Source organism: Marinobacter antarcticus (assembly GCF_011049865.1).
In the GTDB taxonomy this organism is placed as follows: domain Bacteria; phylum Pseudomonadota; class Gammaproteobacteria; order Pseudomonadales; family Oleiphilaceae; genus Marinobacter; species Marinobacter antarcticus_A.
The window spans coordinates 1-15,135 of the sequence record NZ_DRGY01000027.1 but is presented as its reverse complement, the minus strand read 5'-3'; the positions used below and the strand labels follow the sequence as shown (position 1 = coordinate 15,135).

Sequence of the window (15,135 nt, the reverse complement as noted above, 5' to 3'; positions counted from 1 at the left end):
TCGAGATTAAGGCAAAAGGTTGGCGATTTTGTCGCTAAAGTATAAATATTGAGTGCTGAACGAGAAAATAAATTAGTTCTCAGGCCGAACTCCGTTGGCTTGCGATTAGTTGTCGTCTCTCGTTAATTGATCAGCGTTTCCCTAATGCGTGCAGTTTGATTTCTTTTTGAGGCTGAATTGGATAAAGTTGACGTTAACGTAAAGAGTGATCTGATTCGGGCTCAGCCGACAACATGTGATGTGAAGGGAGAAGGTGATGGAATTCAAAAACGTACCGGCCATTGTAACCGGTGGCGCATCGGGGCTTGGCGAGGGCGCAGCGCGTGCACTGGCCGCGGCCGGCTGCAAAGTTGCCATCCTTGATCTTCAGAAAGAGCAGGGCGAGAAAGTTGCGGCGGATATTGGCGGCGTCTTTGTGCACTGCGATGTGAGCTCGGCTGAAAGCGCGGAAGCAGCGTTGGCGAAGGCCCGCGAGGCCCACGGGCTTTGTGGTATCGCGGTTAGCTGCGCGGGTATTGGCCCGGCCGCTAAAATTCTGGGCCGCAACGGCGTTATGCCTCTTGAGAGCTTCAGCAAAGTCATCCAGGTCAACCTGATCGGAACCTTCAACATTCTGAGGCTTGCGGCGGTTGATATGGCGCAGCGCGAACCCAACGCAGACGGTGAACGCGGCGTGATTATCAACACCGCGTCGGTAGCCGCTTACGAAGGGCAGATCGGGCAGGCGGCATACAGCGCCTCGAAGGGCGGCGTTGTTGCCTTGACCATTCAATCAGCCCGCGAGCTTGCCCGTGAAGGCATTCGCGTCAACACCATCGCCCCGGGGCTGTTCATGACGCCGATGATGTCTGGCATGCCGGCAGAAGTGCAGGAAAGCCTGGCGGCAACGCTGCCGTTCCCCAAACGCCTGGGCAAGCCCGAGGAGTTTGGCATGATGGTGGACCAGATGGTGCGCAATCCGGTTCTGAACGGCGAAACGATCCGTCTGGACAGTGCCTTGCGCATGGCGCCCAAGTGAACTCAATGACACGCAGGAGAGCACTATGACCAGCTCTGTGGATCAAGAAGAAATCGCACTGTTCCGGACGTCCGTTATAAAGGCCCTGGAAACCGAAGTGGCGCCGCATTATGAGGCTTGGGAGAAATCCGGCTTGGTGCCCCGTGAACTCTGGAACACCCTCGGAGATGCGGGCATGTTGTGCGTTGATGTGCCTGAGGATTGCGGCGGTTGCGGTGCCCCGTTTCAGTACTCCGTGGTGGTTGGTGAAGAGCTGGCACGCATGGGGTTTGGTGCGCTCTCAACCAACGTGATGGTGCATTCAGACATAGTGGCCCCGTACATCAGCCACCTGTGTAACGACGATCAGAAGCAGCAATGGCTGCCGAAAATGGTGTCGGGTGAGGTGGTTGGCGCCATTGCAATGACCGAACCCGGGGCCGGCAGCGACTTGCAGGCGATGCGCACCAGTGCCGTGCGCGACGGCGATGACTATATCGTGAACGGCTCAAAAACCTTCATTACCAATGGTCAGCATGCCGGCCTGGTGATTGTTGCCGCCAAAACCGATCCCTCGGCGGGCGCCAAAGGTATCAGCCTGTTTCTGGTGGACACCACGCTTGAAGGCTACAGCAAGGGTCGGAATCTCGACAAAATAGGCCAGCACAGCGGCGATACCTCCGAGCTGTTCTTTTCCGACATGCGGGTGCCGGCCTCGGCGCTGATAGGCGAGGAAGGCAAAGGTTTTGTTTATCTGATGCAGGAACTGCCACGTGAGCGACTGGTTATTGGCGCCCTGGGCGTGGCCGCGGCCAGAGGCGCACTGGACCTGACCATAGCCTACACTCAGGAGCGGATTTTGTTCGGGCAGAAGCTGGCGCAAATCCAGAACACCCGGTTTGAAATTGCCCGCATGGAAACTGAGTACCAGGTTAACAAGGCGTTTGTCAGCCAGTGCATAAACCAGTATGAAACCGGCGAACTGGATGCGCCTACGGCGTCCATGGCCAAGTACAGCGCCACCGAGATGCAGTGCCGGGTGGCCGACGGTTGTCTGCAGCTGTTTGGTGGCTACGGCTACACCACGGAATACCCAATTTCCCGTGCGTTTATGGACGCTCGTGTTCAACGCATTTATGGCGGCACGTCGGAAGTTATGAAAGAAATTATCGCCCGTTCTGTTCTGGGGCGAGTCTGAACTACATGAGGTTTGAATATGAGCGATAACAGCGTTGTGATTGCGGGTTCTGCCCGCACGCCCATGGGCGGCATGATGGGTGCCCTGAGTTCGGTACGCTCCCCGGAATTGGGTGCCACTGCGATCAAGGCGGCCATTGAGCGCAGTGGTCTGCAGCCTGTCGACATTCAGGAAGTGATCATGGGTTGCGTGTTACCGGCCGGTCTGGGGCAGGCGCCGGCACGCCAGGCGTCCCGCGCTTCCGGTATTCCGGACAGCTCCGGCTGCACCACCGTGAACAAGATGTGCGGTTCCGGCATGCAGGCGGTGATCATGGCTCACGATCAGATCAAAGCCGGCACCAATAACATCATGATTGCCGGTGGCATGGAGAACATGAGCCAGGCCCCGTACCTGTTGCCAAAAGCCCGCGGTGGCATGCGCATGGGCCACGGCCAGGTGATGGACAGCATGTTCCTCGACGGTCTGGAGGATGCCTATGAGGGTGACCTGATGGGGGTGTTTGCACAAAAGAGTGCAGACGATTACAAGATTACCCGCGAGCAGATGGACAACTTTGCCATTCAGTCTCTGGATCGCGCTAACGCGGCCATCAACAACGGCTGGTTTGAACCGGAAATCTGTGCGGTAACCGTATCGGGCCGTGGTGGTGATACCCAGGTAGATACCGACGAGCAGCCGGGCAACGCTCGCCCTGAGAAAATTCCGAAACTGAAACCAGCGTTCAAAAAAGACGGCACGGTGACAGCCGCCAACGCCAGTTCCATCAGTGATGGTGCCTCTGCCCTTGTGTTGGCGTCTGCTGAGGAAGCAAAAGCCCGCGGCCTGACAGCGCAAGCGAAGATTGTTGCCCATGCCACCCACGCCCAATTGCCGGCTGAGTTCACTCTGGCGCCCATAGGTGCTATCGAGAAGGTATTGAAAAAGGCCGGCTGGAGCAAAGACGAGGTCGACCTGTACGAAATCAATGAAGCCTTTGCAGTGGTTTCGTTGCTGGCCATCAACGAACTGGGGTTGGATGCGCAGAAGGTGAACGTCTACGGCGGCGCCTGTGCTCTTGGACATCCGATTGGTTCGTCAGGTTCGCGGATTATAGTCACGCTTCTAAATGCACTGAAGCACAAAGGACTGAAACGTGGAGTCGCGGCCCTGTGCATCGGTGGTGGTGAGGCAACGGCGGTTGCTGTTGAGCTTATCTGACTTCCGACTTCCCTGGCTTTTAAAACATTTAAATCCAGGGAAGTCAGCCAATATGAGCAGTTGGCATATCCTCTGCACTGTTTCTCCCTGAACGCGTAAACGGCCCTGCATTCCATTATTTCTGCACCGCAAGAGTGCGAAGGCAATGGCATTGCAGGGAAAGTGCGCTATGACAGCAAAAAGCCTGACTTTGATAGCCCAGCTTAATAGTCCAGAGAGGACATAGCCATGATGCACAAAGAAATGATGACCGCAAAAATCCTTGAAGCCAAAGTAACCAAAGAGATGACATGGGAATCCATTGCCGAGGCCATTGGCCTGTCGCCCGTGTTCACAACCTCAGCCGTGCTGGGTATGAACAGCCTGAGTGAAGACAAAGCCGTTGGCCTTTGCGACATCCTGGGGCTGGATAAGCAGGTAGCTGAAGCCCTGCAGGTTTGTCCGAAGAAAGCCTGGGACGGCGCTGTTCCGCAGGATCCGCTGATCTACCGTTTGTACGAAGTAATTGGTGTGTACGGCGATACGATGAAGGCGCTTATCCATGAAAAATTCGGTGACGGCATCATGAGTGCGATTGACTTCACCATGGATATCGAGAAGGAAGAGAATCCCAAGGGAGACCGCGTTGTGGTTACCATGAACGGGAAGTTTCTGCCCTATAAGGCTTGGTAGATTTGGGGGCTTTTTTTGAGCCGGCTCATCGACCAGAGCCCCGGCACTGCAACGCGTGACTGAACATTACGGACTTCCCCTGGCATCGTCCCGGCCCGGCCTGTCAGGCTGTGCGACCTACTGCAGGCGCCAGGGCTGTGGTGTTCAGAATAACCTCCGCCACAGTGTGCAATTTTTCCAGCTGTGATTGAAGCATGGCGACCGGCCGAACACCTTGGACGGTCAGTGCGATATAGAGAGACTCTTCTGCGTTCTGCACAGACGTCTCTACCGCCATTTTAGCAATCCGGAATCCGCGTATACGAACCACTTGGCACAGGCGCTCGAGAGCGGCCGCCTCATGAATCATTCGGCAAGTGATTTTGTAGGTGGGTGTGGTTTGGGGGTGGCGTTCGGTGCTCATGCAACAATCTCCTTTGTGTCCGCTGAAGCGCGGCGGGCTTCGTCAATCATTTCTCTGTTACTTCCACCCGGTTTTACGATTGGCCAGACGTTTTCTTCCCGGGCAATGGCAACATGCAGCAGCATCGGGCCGTTGTAGGCAAGGATGGTTTCAATGCCGCGCCGAACCTGATCGGTGCGCTCAATTTTAAGGGCAGGGATATCAAAAGCGCGGGCCATGGCAACAAAATCCGGATTGTCGTCGAGGTTAATCTGACTTTCCCGGTTGTTGTAAAAAAGCTCCTGTTGCTGGCGCACCATGCCCAGGCACTGGTTGTCCATAATGATAAGTTTCAAGGGCAGGTTGTACCGGCGAATAGTGGCCAGTTCCTGCGCGTTCATCATAAAGGAGCCATCGCCGGCTACATTGATAACGGTGGTTGCGCGGTTCGCAAACTGGGCGCCGATCGCTGCGGGCAAACCAAACCCCATGGTGCCCAGGCCACCGCTGGTCAGGTGGTGGCGTGGGTGATCAAACTGGTAGTACTGGGCTACCCACATCTGATGCTGGCCCACGTCGCAGGCAATAATCGTGTTATCTGGCGCAATGTGAGACAGCCGGCGAATGAACGCGGGGCCGGTAATCGGCGCCAGCGGCTCTTCATTGTCGGCCGCCTGAAACCCGCCCGTCGTGCGCCAGGTCTGGCACTCTTTGCGCCAGTCGCTAATGGCTAGAGGTGTTTCTCTGAAAGCTTGCGTCAGCACACCGAAAATAGCGTTCAGATCGCCGCGAATCGCGAGCTCTGCGGTTCTGAGCTTGTTGAATTCGGCGGCGTCGGTATCAATGTGAATCGTTCGTGCATTGGGCGCGAACCCGTTCAGCTTGCCGGTTGCCCGATCGTCCAGGCGCGCACCAATAACCAACAGAAGATCGCACTCGTCAACGGCCCGGTTTGCCGCGCGAGAGCCATGCATACCCAGCATGCCGAGGTTGTGGGCGCTGTGTTTGCCAGGGTTTCCGATACCCTTGAGCGTCACGACTGCCGGCAGTGCCGAGCACTCAGCAAATTCACGAAAGCTGTCTTCCGCATGGGCCAGGCTGATGCCTCCACCACTGTACAAAAGCGGCTTTTGGGCTGCGCGCAACAACGCTATCGCGCTCCCCAGATCCGGGGCGGCGGTTTGCGATCGCGTAACGGGCTGACTAGGCACAGCGGCGATGTCTGCAAGCAGCACATCCTTGGGAATATCAATCCACACAGGCCCCGGCCGACCGGTTTGCGCAAGCTCCATGGCTTCTTCCAGAATGCCGGGCAGTTCCTCTGCGCGCTCAACCAGGTAGCTGTGCTTTACGATGCCAAGGGTCATGCCCAGAACATCGGTTTCCTGAAAAGCGTCGGTGCCAATCAGACTGGAGGGCACCTGGCCGGTAATAACCAGCATGGGAACGGAATCCCGGTGCGCGTTGGCAACGCCGGTGATCAGGTTAGTGGCACCGGGGCCGGAGGTTGCAATGCAAACCCCCAGTCTGGCGCTGGCGCGGGCATAGCCGTCTGCGGCCAGGGCGCAGCCTTGTTCGTGGCGGCAAAGCACGTGTTCCACGAGCACATCATCCACAAGGGCATCGTACAGGGGCATGATGCAGCCTCCCGGATAGCCAAAAACCGTCTGAACGTTGTGGTGGTGGAACGCTTCAAGAATGTGCTGTGCGCCGTTCATTATTGTGTTTCCCGTTTTTTCTTCCGCAAAAAAGAAACCCCCGGGACCTTGCGGTGCCGGGGGTTTCTGGTGTTTTGTCAGGCTTGTTTCTATCTCACCTGCTTATCCACACAAAATCCCCCGGAAGGTATCACTACCACCACGTTGAGGACTGCGAGAATAACCACTGAGTTGAGATTCATAAAATAGACAACAGGCTCTGAATTTGTAAAACGATTCTGTGTAGAATCTACCCCACGCTTCAAACCGGTTGCAACCGTTTAATCCTGTTTTTTTTCAAACAACGACTTTTTGCGATCGTTATTCACCGATTTCAGGCTGTGTGGGTATTTCATGAACAAAGTAAAATGGAGTTCGCTGGGACTCTCTCTGGTGGTTGTGATCGCTCTGATTATCTGGATGGCTACGGGCGAGATCAAAGTCGCCAGCACGCAAGCCCCAGCGCAGCCGGACGTTGCCCAAGAGGCGCCGGCGCGGGTGCAGATTACGACCGTTAACGCACAATTGTACGAGCCGGGACTTCTGCTTCAGGGCCAGCTTGAACCCTGGAATGCGGTCACCGTGAGTGCCCGGATTGCGGGCACGGTTGAGACGATTAAAGCGAGCTTGGGCGATTCGGTAAAAGCGGGAGACGTGCTGTTGACGTTGTCTGAAGATGGCCGCGGCGCAGAGGTCAAGCGCTGGCAGGCTCGGGCCAAAAAACTGGAAGCGGATCTGGCCGCAGCGCGTACGTTGCGCTCTAAAAACCTGGCCTCCCAATCCGATATCCTTGATGTGGAAAGCGAACTGGCGGGCGCGCGGGCCGAATTGGAAAATGCTCAGCTCGCGGTGTCCCATCTGCGGCCTGTTGCCCCGTTTGCGGGCGTTATAAACGATAAAGACGTTGAGGCCGGCAGCCTGGTTCAGGTTGGCTCAGCTTTGTATGAGTTGGTTCGCACAGATCGTCTCAAGGCCAAAGGGCAGGTTCCTCAGCAATCTGTTGCGCAAGTGGCGCCGGGTCAAAAAGTGCAGGTGCGCCCGCTGGATGGCGAAGCATTGAATGGTGTGGTGACGTTTGTGGCCAGTGCCGCAAATCCTGACACCCGAAGCTTTGCGGTGGAGATTGCCGTTGAAAACCCGGAGCGCAAGCGCATAGCTGGCGGCAGTGCGAATCTCCGTATTGCGCTGGCGGAACTTCGGGCAACGTTTATCTCCCCGGCGTACTTGTCCCTGGGAGACGATGGTCGCCCCGGTGTGAAGTACGTTGATGAGCAGAACCGGGTGGTGTTTCGCACGGTAAAGCTGGTCAGTGTGTCTACGGAAGGTGCGTGGGTTACGGGTTTGCCTGATCAAATTCGCCTCATCACCCGTGGCGGTGGGTTTGTCAGTGAGGGCGAGCAAGTCGATCCTGTTGACGCCGCCGACGAGCGGGGCTGAGCAGAATGCGCGCCCTTATTTTCGCCGCTATAGATCGCAGCCGCACCACGCTGCTCACGCTGTTGTTCCTGACAATGGGCGGTATTGCCGCATTTCAGGCCATCCCCCGGGAAGCAAACCCCGACATTACCATCCCCATGATTTATATCTCCATGACGCTGGAAGGTATCAGCCCGGAAGACGCGGAGCGTTTGCTGGTGCGCCCCATGGAGCAGGAGCTGCGTTCACTGGAGGGCGTTAAGGAAATGCGGGGAACGGCGTCCGAAGGTCATGCGTCGGTGATGCTGGAATTTGATGCCGGCTTTGATCCGGACACCGCCATGCAGGACGTTCGGGAAAAAGTGGATACCGCGCGCAGCAAACTCCCCCGGGAAGCCGACGAGCCGCGAGTGAATGAGATTAACGTCTCGCTCTTTCCGGTGCTCTCTATCGGTCTTTCCGGGCCGCTGTCGGAGCGCGAGCTGATAACGATTGCCCGCGGCCTTCAGGATGCCATCGAAGGCATTCCCGAGGTGCTCGAGGTTGAGATTGGCGGCGACCGGGAAGATTTGCTGGAAATCGTGGTAGATCCGCAGGTTCTGGAGAGCTACGGCATAGATTTCGACCAGCTCAGTTCCCTGGTGACTCGTAATAACCAGCTAGTCGCCGCCGGATCGCTGGACACCGGCAACGGCCGGATGACGCTGAAGGTTCCCGGCGTTATCGAGAACGTCGACGATGTGATGTCCATGCCCATCAAGGTAGATGGCGACACAGTGGTCACTTTTGGTGACGTTGCCATGCTGCAACGTACCTTCAAAGACCCAACGGGGTTCGCCCGCATCAACGGCAAACCGGCGGTTGTTCTGGAAGTGTCCAAGCGCACGGGCGCCAATATTATCGACACCGTGGGCCAGGTGCGTGAACTGATCTCCCAGGCGCAACCGCAACTGCCGGATTCCCTGGATATCCGTTACATCATGGACCAGTCGGACGAAGTCCGTGACATTCTAAGTGATCTGCTCAATAACGTGCTGACCGCCATCGTATTGGTGATCATCGTCATCATCGCCGCCATGGGCCCACGCTCAGCCATGTTAGTAGGACTTACCATTCCCGGAGCGTTCCTTACCGGAATTCTGGTTATCTGGGGTATGGGTTACACCCTCAATATTGTGGTGCTGTTCAGCCTCATTCTGGTTGCCGGAATGTTGGTAGACGGGGCCATTGTGGTCTCGGAACTGGCCGACCGTAATCTGTCTGAGGGGCAAACGGTGAAAGGTGCCTGGGCGGAGGCGGCAAGCCGCATGGCGTGGCCTATTATTGCGTCTACTGCCACCACCCTGGCGGTGTTCGTACCGCTGTTGTTCTGGCCCGGCGTTGTGGGCGAATTCATGAAGTTTTTGCCCATTACGGTGATTATCTGCCTTATTGCCTCGCTGGCGATGGCCCTTGTGTTTCTGCCGGTGCTGGGAAGTGTCAGCGGCGGTCGCCGGGCTCGTGTGGCAAGCGAGAGCGGGCGAATGATGGGTGGCTATCGCAGGTTGCTTTCCACCTTGCTGTCTTATCCAGGTTTCACGTTGGTGGGCGTGCTAGCCGTGGTTATGTTGGTTTATGTCGCCTATGGCAAATTCAACTATGGCGTGGAGTTCTTTCCCAACGTAGAGCCGGATTCTGCCCAGGTACAGGTTCGTGCGCGGGGGGATCTTTCGGTTCTGGAACGGGATGCCATTGTACGACAGGTAGAGAACCGTTTGCAGGGCATGCCTGAGGTAAAAGCCCTTTACGCCCGGTCTATGCTGAATACCAGCACGCAATTGGCACCGGATGTCATCGGGGTTTTGCAGTTCCAGTTTACCGACTGGTTCACCCGGCGCCCGGCCAGTGCCATCCTTGACGATTTCTTGTCTCGCACTGCGGATATTCCGGGTATTAAGCTGGAATTTCGCAAGCAGGAGAACGGCCCGGCCGGCGGCAAGCCAATAGAGCTGCAGATCAGCAGTCGTGATAGCAGCAAACTTGACGGCTATGTAGACCAGATCGAGAACCGGATGCGCGCCCAGGGTGGCTATCTGGATATTGAGGATGATCGCAGCTTGCCGGGTATTGAATGGCGGCTGGAAGTTGATCGCGAAGCCGCCGCCCGTTTCGGAACCGATGTGCTCAGCATTGGCAGCGCGGTGCGCCTGGTGACCAATGGCCTGGTACTGGCAACCTACCGGCCCGAAGACGTGCGTGACGAAGTGGATATTGCCGTGCGGGTACCGAACAACTGGCGCGAGCTGGATCACCTGCAGCGCCAGACAATTCACACAGCGCGGGGGCAGGTTCCGCTGTCGCAGTTTCTTGATCTGCAACCCGGCAACAAGACGGGCAGCATTGCCCGGATAGACGGCCAGCGAGCGATCACCATCAAATCAGACATTCAGCCTGGCGAGCAGGTGGACAGCTTGCTGAAAGCGCTTCAGGCAGGGCTTCCAGAGGCACCAGAGGGCGTGTCGGTAAAGTTTGCCGGTGAAAACGAAGATCAACAGCAGGCCTCCACTTTTCTAATCAGTGCGTTTCTGATCGCCATCGCCATGATGTTGCTCATTCTGGTGACCCAGTTCAATTCGCTCTACCAGAGTTTTTTGATTCTTTCGGCGATTGTTCTCTCCACCGCTGGCGTGCTTCTGGGGTTATTGCTCAACGGCCAGTCGTTCGGGATTGTGATGGTGGGGATGGGCATTATCGCGCTGGCGGGCATTGTGGTGAATAACAACATCATTCTGATTGATACTTACAACCAGATGAAAAAAGAGGGAATGGCGGCCTACGAAGCCGCGCTGGAGACCAGTTGCTTGCGTTTGCGCCCGGTGCTGCTGACGGCTGTGACCACCGTGTTAGGCCTGATGCCGATGGTGCTGAGTGTCAACGTTGACCTGTTGACCCCGTCTTTGGGGCTGGGCGCTCCGTCAACACAGTGGTGGGCGCAGCTTTCCAGTGCCATTGCCGGTGGCTTGACTTTTGCCACCCTACTGACCCTGCTGCTGACACCCGCCATGCTGGTGCTTGGCGACAAGGTTGCGCATAAAATGAGAGGTGCGAAACAACGCCTGAGCCGGCATTAGGTCAGGCTGGTTTCGCCTCACGCATTACGGGCCCGGGATTCCTTGATGACGTCATAGGCGTTGGTGATTTCCTGGGTACGGTCTTCCGCCATTTCACGCATGCTTTCTGGCAATCCTCGGCCGGCAAGCTTGTCGGGATGGTTCTCGCTCATCAGCTTGCGATACACCTTTTTGAGCTCCGCATCGCTTATTGACGGTGACACACCCAGAACCTTGTAAGCATCGTCATTCTGCTGAGCCGACGACCGCTGGCTGCCCGCTTGTCCGCCGTGTGCCCCGCGCAGCATGGCTTCGAGTTGATCGATCTGGCTTTCTGGCAGGCCCAGGCCGCGGGCAATGCGGACCAGCATTTCGCGCTCGGCCGGGTGTACCACGCCATCCGCCGCTACGGCAGAAAACTGCACCTGAAGAAACATCTGCAGGAACGCGGGTTGGCGCCCACTGATGCTCAAAAAGTGCGCCAACTCGGCATCCAGATCAAAATCGTCAGATTTGCCACGGCTGAAGGCCGCTTTGGCCGTTGCTCTCTGGGCCTCGTTCAGGCGGAAACGCACAAACATGGCTTCGGCGACTTGTATTTCATCTTGCGACACAACGCCGTCTGCCTTGCACAGGGCGCCCATTACCGCAAACACAGATTCAATAAAGCCGGATTGAATGTTTTGAAGCTTGCCGAACAGACGGCTTTTCGCGCGATTAAGCAAAAATGCGCCAATGGCCGCCCCTATGAGCAAACCGGGGAACTTGCCAAAGGCGTAACCAATCAAACCACCAATGATGATTGCAAACAGCATTAAAACGTCCTTACCGGAGAATGAATCAGACCACAGAATATACGTGTTTTTTAGCGAATCTTCATGAACAGGCTTTCATTCAGGCCATCTGTTTTTTTACGAGCCTGGGAGATACGCGCTTTTTCATGTTAAAAATGGCGGCATGACTCTCGATCTGTTTGCCGACCAGCCCATTGAAATAACCACCGAACCGCTCGCGGAAGGTGCCTGTGTGCTTCGACAATTTGCGTCGGCACACGCGCAAAATCTGTTGAACGGCATCCGGCACATAACCACAACCGCACCGTTAAGGCACATGAAAACACCCGGCGGGCACAGCATGTCTGTTGCCATGAGTTGTTGTGGAACATGGGGCTGGGTGACGGATGCGCAAGGGTACCGTTATCAGGCACAGGATCCGTGTACCGCAGAACCATGGCCCGCAATGCCCTCGGATTTCTCAGAATTGGCCAGCTCGGCCGCGCGCGCGGCAGGCTATACAGATTTTGCCCCGGATTCCTGCCTCATCAACTGCTACGAACCCGGCGCAAAAATGGGGCTGCACCAGGACAAAAACGAAAAAGACCTGTCGCAGCCCATCGTGTCCGTGTCTCTGGGATTGCCGCAGGTGTTCCAGTTCGGCGGGCTGTCGCGGAACGAACGACCATCGAACATTCCCCTGGGTCATGGCGATGTGGTGGTTTGGGGCGGGGCGTCACGACTAAGCTACCACGGGGTTCTGCCACTGAAGGCCGGCACGCACCCGCTGACCGGCGTCTGCCGTTACAACCTGACGTTTCGCTGCACCCGCTAGTGTTCGTTTGGCGAACAACCCCGACGGTTGGATTTCAACCGCTCTTACCCCGGCACTCGCATTTTGATAGAATACGCGCCCTTTATTTTGCCGTTATTGCAGTTTCGGCAATCTGATTTTCATTGCACAGCGCAGCCAACCGGGCACTTCAAACTATGGTAAATACTCTGAAAACCACCTGGTTTTCCAACACCAAAGGCGACCTTCTTGCCGGCATCGTGGTGGCCCTCGCGTTGATTCCAGAAGCGATTGCGTTCTCGATTATCGCAGGTGTGGACCCCAAAGTAGGGCTTTACGCGTCATTTTGTATCGCCGTGGTTATCGCCTTTGTGGGTGGCCGGCCCGGGATGATTTCGGCGGCAACCGGCGCCATGGCGTTACTGATGGTGACGTTGGTAAAAGAGCATGGTCTGGAGTACCTGTTGGCAGCCACGTTGCTGACCGGTGTCATTCAGATTCTGGCGGGCTGGCTGAAACTGGGCAGTTTAATGCGGTTTGTATCGCGCTCGGTGGTGACCGGTTTTGTGAACGCGCTGGCAATTCTGATCTTTATGGCTCAGCTACCGGAACTCACCAACGTAACCTGGCACGTCTACGCAATGACCGCCGCCGGGCTGGGTATTATCTACCTGTTCCCCTATGTTCCGGTGCTGGGCAAGTTCCTGCCATCGCCGCTGATTTGCATCGTGGTGCTGACCGTTGTGGCCGTATTGTTCAATATTGACGTGCGCACCGTGGGCGATATGGGTGAATTGCCCGATACACTGCCGATCTTCCTCTGGCCGGATGTGCCACTGAACCTCGAAACCCTGATGATTATTCTGCCGTATGCCATTCCGTTGGCCATGGTTGGCTTGCTGGAATCCATGATGACCGCCACCATCGTTGACGATCTGACCGATACCGAAAGCGACCGTAACCGCGAGTGCCGAGGGCAGGGTATTGCCAACATCGGGTCTGGACTGCTTGGGGGCATGGCCGGCTGCGCGATGATCGGCCAGTCAATTATCAACATCAAATCAGGTGGACGCACCCGGCTTTCCACGCTCACGGCCGGTGTGTTTCTGCTGGTGATGATACTGGTGCTGGACGATATTCTGGTGCGCATTCCCATGGCCGCGCTGGTGGCTGTCATGATTATGGTATCCATTGGCACCTTCTCTTGGGAATCCATTCGCAATCTGAAAACCCACCCGCTTTCGACCAACATTGTGATGCTGGTCACCGTGTGCGTTGTGGTTGTGACCCATAATCTGGCGCTGGGTGTGTTTGCCGGCGTACTACTTGCGGCTCTGTTCTTTGCCAACAAGATCGGGCACTTTATGGAGGTGCAGACCACGCTGGATGAGTCGGCGGGTACGCGCACCTACACCGTAATGGGGCAGGTATTTTTCAGTTCATCGGAAAAATTTGTTGCCGCCTTTGATTTTCGCGAGGTGGTCGATAAAGTGGTTGTAGACGTTAGCCGCGCACACTTCTGGGACATTACGGCCGTGGGTGCGTTGGATAAGGTGGTCATCAAGTTCCGCCGGGAAGGTGCCGAAGTGGAAGTGATCGGTATGAACCAGGCCAGCGCCACCATCGTTGATCGTTTTGGAGTGCACGACAAGCCGGAAGGCGTTGACCAGTTAATGGGCCATTAATATGCAAGACTCGACAAAGAATCCCCCGTCCAGCCCCCCATCAAACGCGCAGGATACGTTGCGCGTTGTGGCTTGCATTGATGGTTCCCGTGCTGCGCCGGCGGTCTGCGATTACGCCGCTTGGGCCAGCAAGCACATGGATTCACCGCTGACGCTGTTGCACGTGCTTGATGAGGAGCGCTATCCGTCGGAGCCTGATATGGCCGGAAACATTGGTCTGGGCAGCCGCGAACACCTTTTGGATGAGCTGGCGCAACTGGATCGCAAACGGGCCAAATTGGCCCTGGAACACGGCAATCACATGCTTGATGAGGCCTCGCACAGACTGCAGGGTGCCGGTGTTAGCGAGATTCAAAAACGCCAGCGTCACGGTGACCTTACGGAATCACTGTTGGCAATGCAGGAAAAGACTCGCCTGTTGGTGATGGGGCTGCACGGGGAAAGCAGCTCTGATCGTGATCAGCGCATTGGTAGCCAACTGGAAACCGTTATTCGCAGCATGAGCCGGCCGATTCTTCTGGTGCCAAATGAATTTGCAGTGCCCAAAAGCGCCATGCTGGCGTTTGATGGCAGCGCCACCGGTTTTCGCGGCGTTGAGCACCTGGCTGCCAGCTCTGTACTGAAAGGTATGCCCCTGCATCTGGTCATGGTGGGTGATGAAACCCCGGAAGCCATGGCCCAGTTGCGCAAGGCAGAGGCTATGCTGGCGCCTTTGGAATCCGATATTACGCTGGCCATTCGGAGCGGTGAGGTGGAGCGGGTGCTGCACGGTTACCAGGACGAGTTCAACATCGACATCCTGGTGATGGGCGCCTACGGCCACTCGAAAATACGCCGCTTTTTACTGGGCAGCACCACCACCAGCATGCTGGCGTCGTCCAAAAAGCCGCTAGTGATTCTGCGTTAGGTTCTTGGCCATCCGAGCTTTTAGATAACCAGTGATAGATTGTCGAAGCCATTATACGGCTTCGACAATCTATCACTGCCGCAACTGTTTACTGCCTTAGTTTTTAAGCCAACTATTCGGCGTCTTTATCCCCGCGATAGCATTGTAAACGCATTCAAGCGTTTGTGGTCATTGGCGCAGGCTGTAGTGGTCAACTAATCCCGGACAGTATTTTAAGTTTTTCTTCGGCGACCACAGGTGGCATGCCGTCATTGAATGTATGGGGACGCTGCCGGTTGTAGTAGTCCATCAGGTAGTCGCCAATATCTTTCCTCGCGTCGGGAATC

General features: G+C 56.3%; 12 protein-coding genes and 1 pseudogene. 9 read left to right on the top strand and 4 right to left on the bottom strand.

Features of this window, described 5'->3' with window-relative positions; translation table 11 throughout:
- Positions 1 to 256 precede the first annotated feature (256 nt).
- From ENI00_RS02870 to cynS, 4 genes are all read left to right on the top strand, one after another.
- Positions 257 to 1,018: an SDR family NAD(P)-dependent oxidoreductase gene (locus ENI00_RS02870; RefSeq protein WP_304098581.1), complete on the top strand. Its 762-nt coding sequence runs from the start codon at positions 257 to 259 to the stop codon at positions 1,016 to 1,018.
- Between the two features lie 25 nt (positions 1,019 to 1,043).
- Positions 1,044 to 2,195: an acyl-CoA dehydrogenase family protein gene (locus tag ENI00_RS02865; RefSeq protein ID WP_304098578.1), complete on the top strand. Its 1,152-nt coding sequence runs from the start codon at positions 1,044 to 1,046 to the stop codon at positions 2,193 to 2,195.
- A gap of 18 nt (positions 2,196 to 2,213) precedes the next feature.
- Positions 2,214 to 3,395 carry a thiolase family protein gene (locus ENI00_RS02860; RefSeq protein ID WP_304098576.1) on the top strand — a complete coding sequence of 394 codons (1,182 nt, stop codon included), beginning with the start codon at positions 2,214 to 2,216 and terminating at the stop codon, positions 3,393 to 3,395.
- A gap of 228 nt (positions 3,396 to 3,623) precedes the next feature.
- The gene (gene cynS, locus ENI00_RS02855; protein WP_304098573.1) at positions 3,624 to 4,067 is read left to right on the top strand and encodes a cyanase; all 444 of its coding nucleotides are present in this window, start codon (positions 3,624 to 3,626) and stop codon (positions 4,065 to 4,067) included.
- A gap of 103 nt (positions 4,068 to 4,170) precedes the next feature.
- Here cynS and ENI00_RS02850 read toward each other — a convergent pair whose 3' ends face one another.
- Both ENI00_RS02850 and ilvG read right to left on the bottom strand, forming a co-directional pair.
- Entirely contained in the window at positions 4,171 to 4,470 is a 300-nt protein-coding gene (locus ENI00_RS02850; RefSeq protein ID WP_304098571.1) for an ACT domain-containing protein, read from the bottom strand.
- Positions 4,467 to 6,167: an acetolactate synthase 2 catalytic subunit gene (gene ilvG, locus ENI00_RS02845; RefSeq protein ID WP_304098570.1), complete on the bottom strand. Its 1,701-nt coding sequence runs from the start codon at positions 6,165 to 6,167 to the stop codon at positions 4,467 to 4,469. The genes ENI00_RS02850 and ilvG overlap by 4 nt, the downstream gene beginning before the upstream one ends.
- A gap of 333 nt (positions 6,168 to 6,500) precedes the next feature.
- Between ilvG and ENI00_RS02840 the strand changes: the two genes are divergently transcribed.
- Together ENI00_RS02840 and ENI00_RS02835 are read left to right on the top strand one after the other, a co-directional pair.
- The gene (locus ENI00_RS02840; protein ID WP_304098566.1) at positions 6,501 to 7,583 is read left to right on the top strand and encodes an efflux RND transporter periplasmic adaptor subunit; all 1,083 of its coding nucleotides are present in this window, start codon (positions 6,501 to 6,503) and stop codon (positions 7,581 to 7,583) included.
- A 5-nt stretch (positions 7,584 to 7,588) separates the two neighbouring features.
- Positions 7,589 to 10,672, top strand: coding sequence for an efflux RND transporter permease subunit (locus ENI00_RS02835; RefSeq protein ID WP_304098563.1), 3,084 nt, complete (start codon positions 7,589 to 7,591; stop codon positions 10,670 to 10,672).
- A 17-nt stretch (positions 10,673 to 10,689) separates the two neighbouring features.
- On the opposite strand, the gene djlA is transcribed toward ENI00_RS02835, so the two are convergent.
- The gene (gene djlA / locus ENI00_RS02830; protein ID WP_304098561.1) at positions 10,690 to 11,466 is read right to left on the bottom strand and encodes a co-chaperone DjlA; all 777 of its coding nucleotides are present in this window, start codon (positions 11,464 to 11,466) and stop codon (positions 10,690 to 10,692) included.
- Between the two features lie 142 nt (positions 11,467 to 11,608).
- On the opposite strand from djlA, the gene alkB reads away from it, so the two are divergent.
- From alkB to ENI00_RS02815, 3 genes are all read left to right on the top strand, one after another.
- Positions 11,609 to 12,259 carry a DNA oxidative demethylase AlkB gene (gene alkB / locus ENI00_RS02825; protein ID WP_304098558.1) on the top strand — a complete coding sequence of 217 codons (651 nt, stop codon included), beginning with the start codon at positions 11,609 to 11,611 and terminating at the stop codon, positions 12,257 to 12,259.
- 155 nt (positions 12,260 to 12,414) lie between these two features.
- Complete coding sequence (locus tag ENI00_RS02820) at positions 12,415 to 13,902, top strand: SulP family inorganic anion transporter (protein WP_304098556.1); 1,488 nt, start codon at positions 12,415 to 12,417, stop codon at positions 13,900 to 13,902.
- A 1-nt stretch (position 13,903) separates the two neighbouring features.
- Positions 13,904 to 14,809 carry a universal stress protein gene (locus tag ENI00_RS02815; RefSeq protein ID WP_304098552.1) on the top strand — a complete coding sequence of 302 codons (906 nt, stop codon included), beginning with the start codon at positions 13,904 to 13,906 and terminating at the stop codon, positions 14,807 to 14,809.
- Between the two features lie 190 nt (positions 14,810 to 14,999).
- Here the strand turns inward: ENI00_RS02815 and ENI00_RS02810 are convergent.
- A pseudogene (locus ENI00_RS02810) lies at positions 15,000 to 15,135 on the bottom strand (IS3 family transposase); the annotation flags it as partial.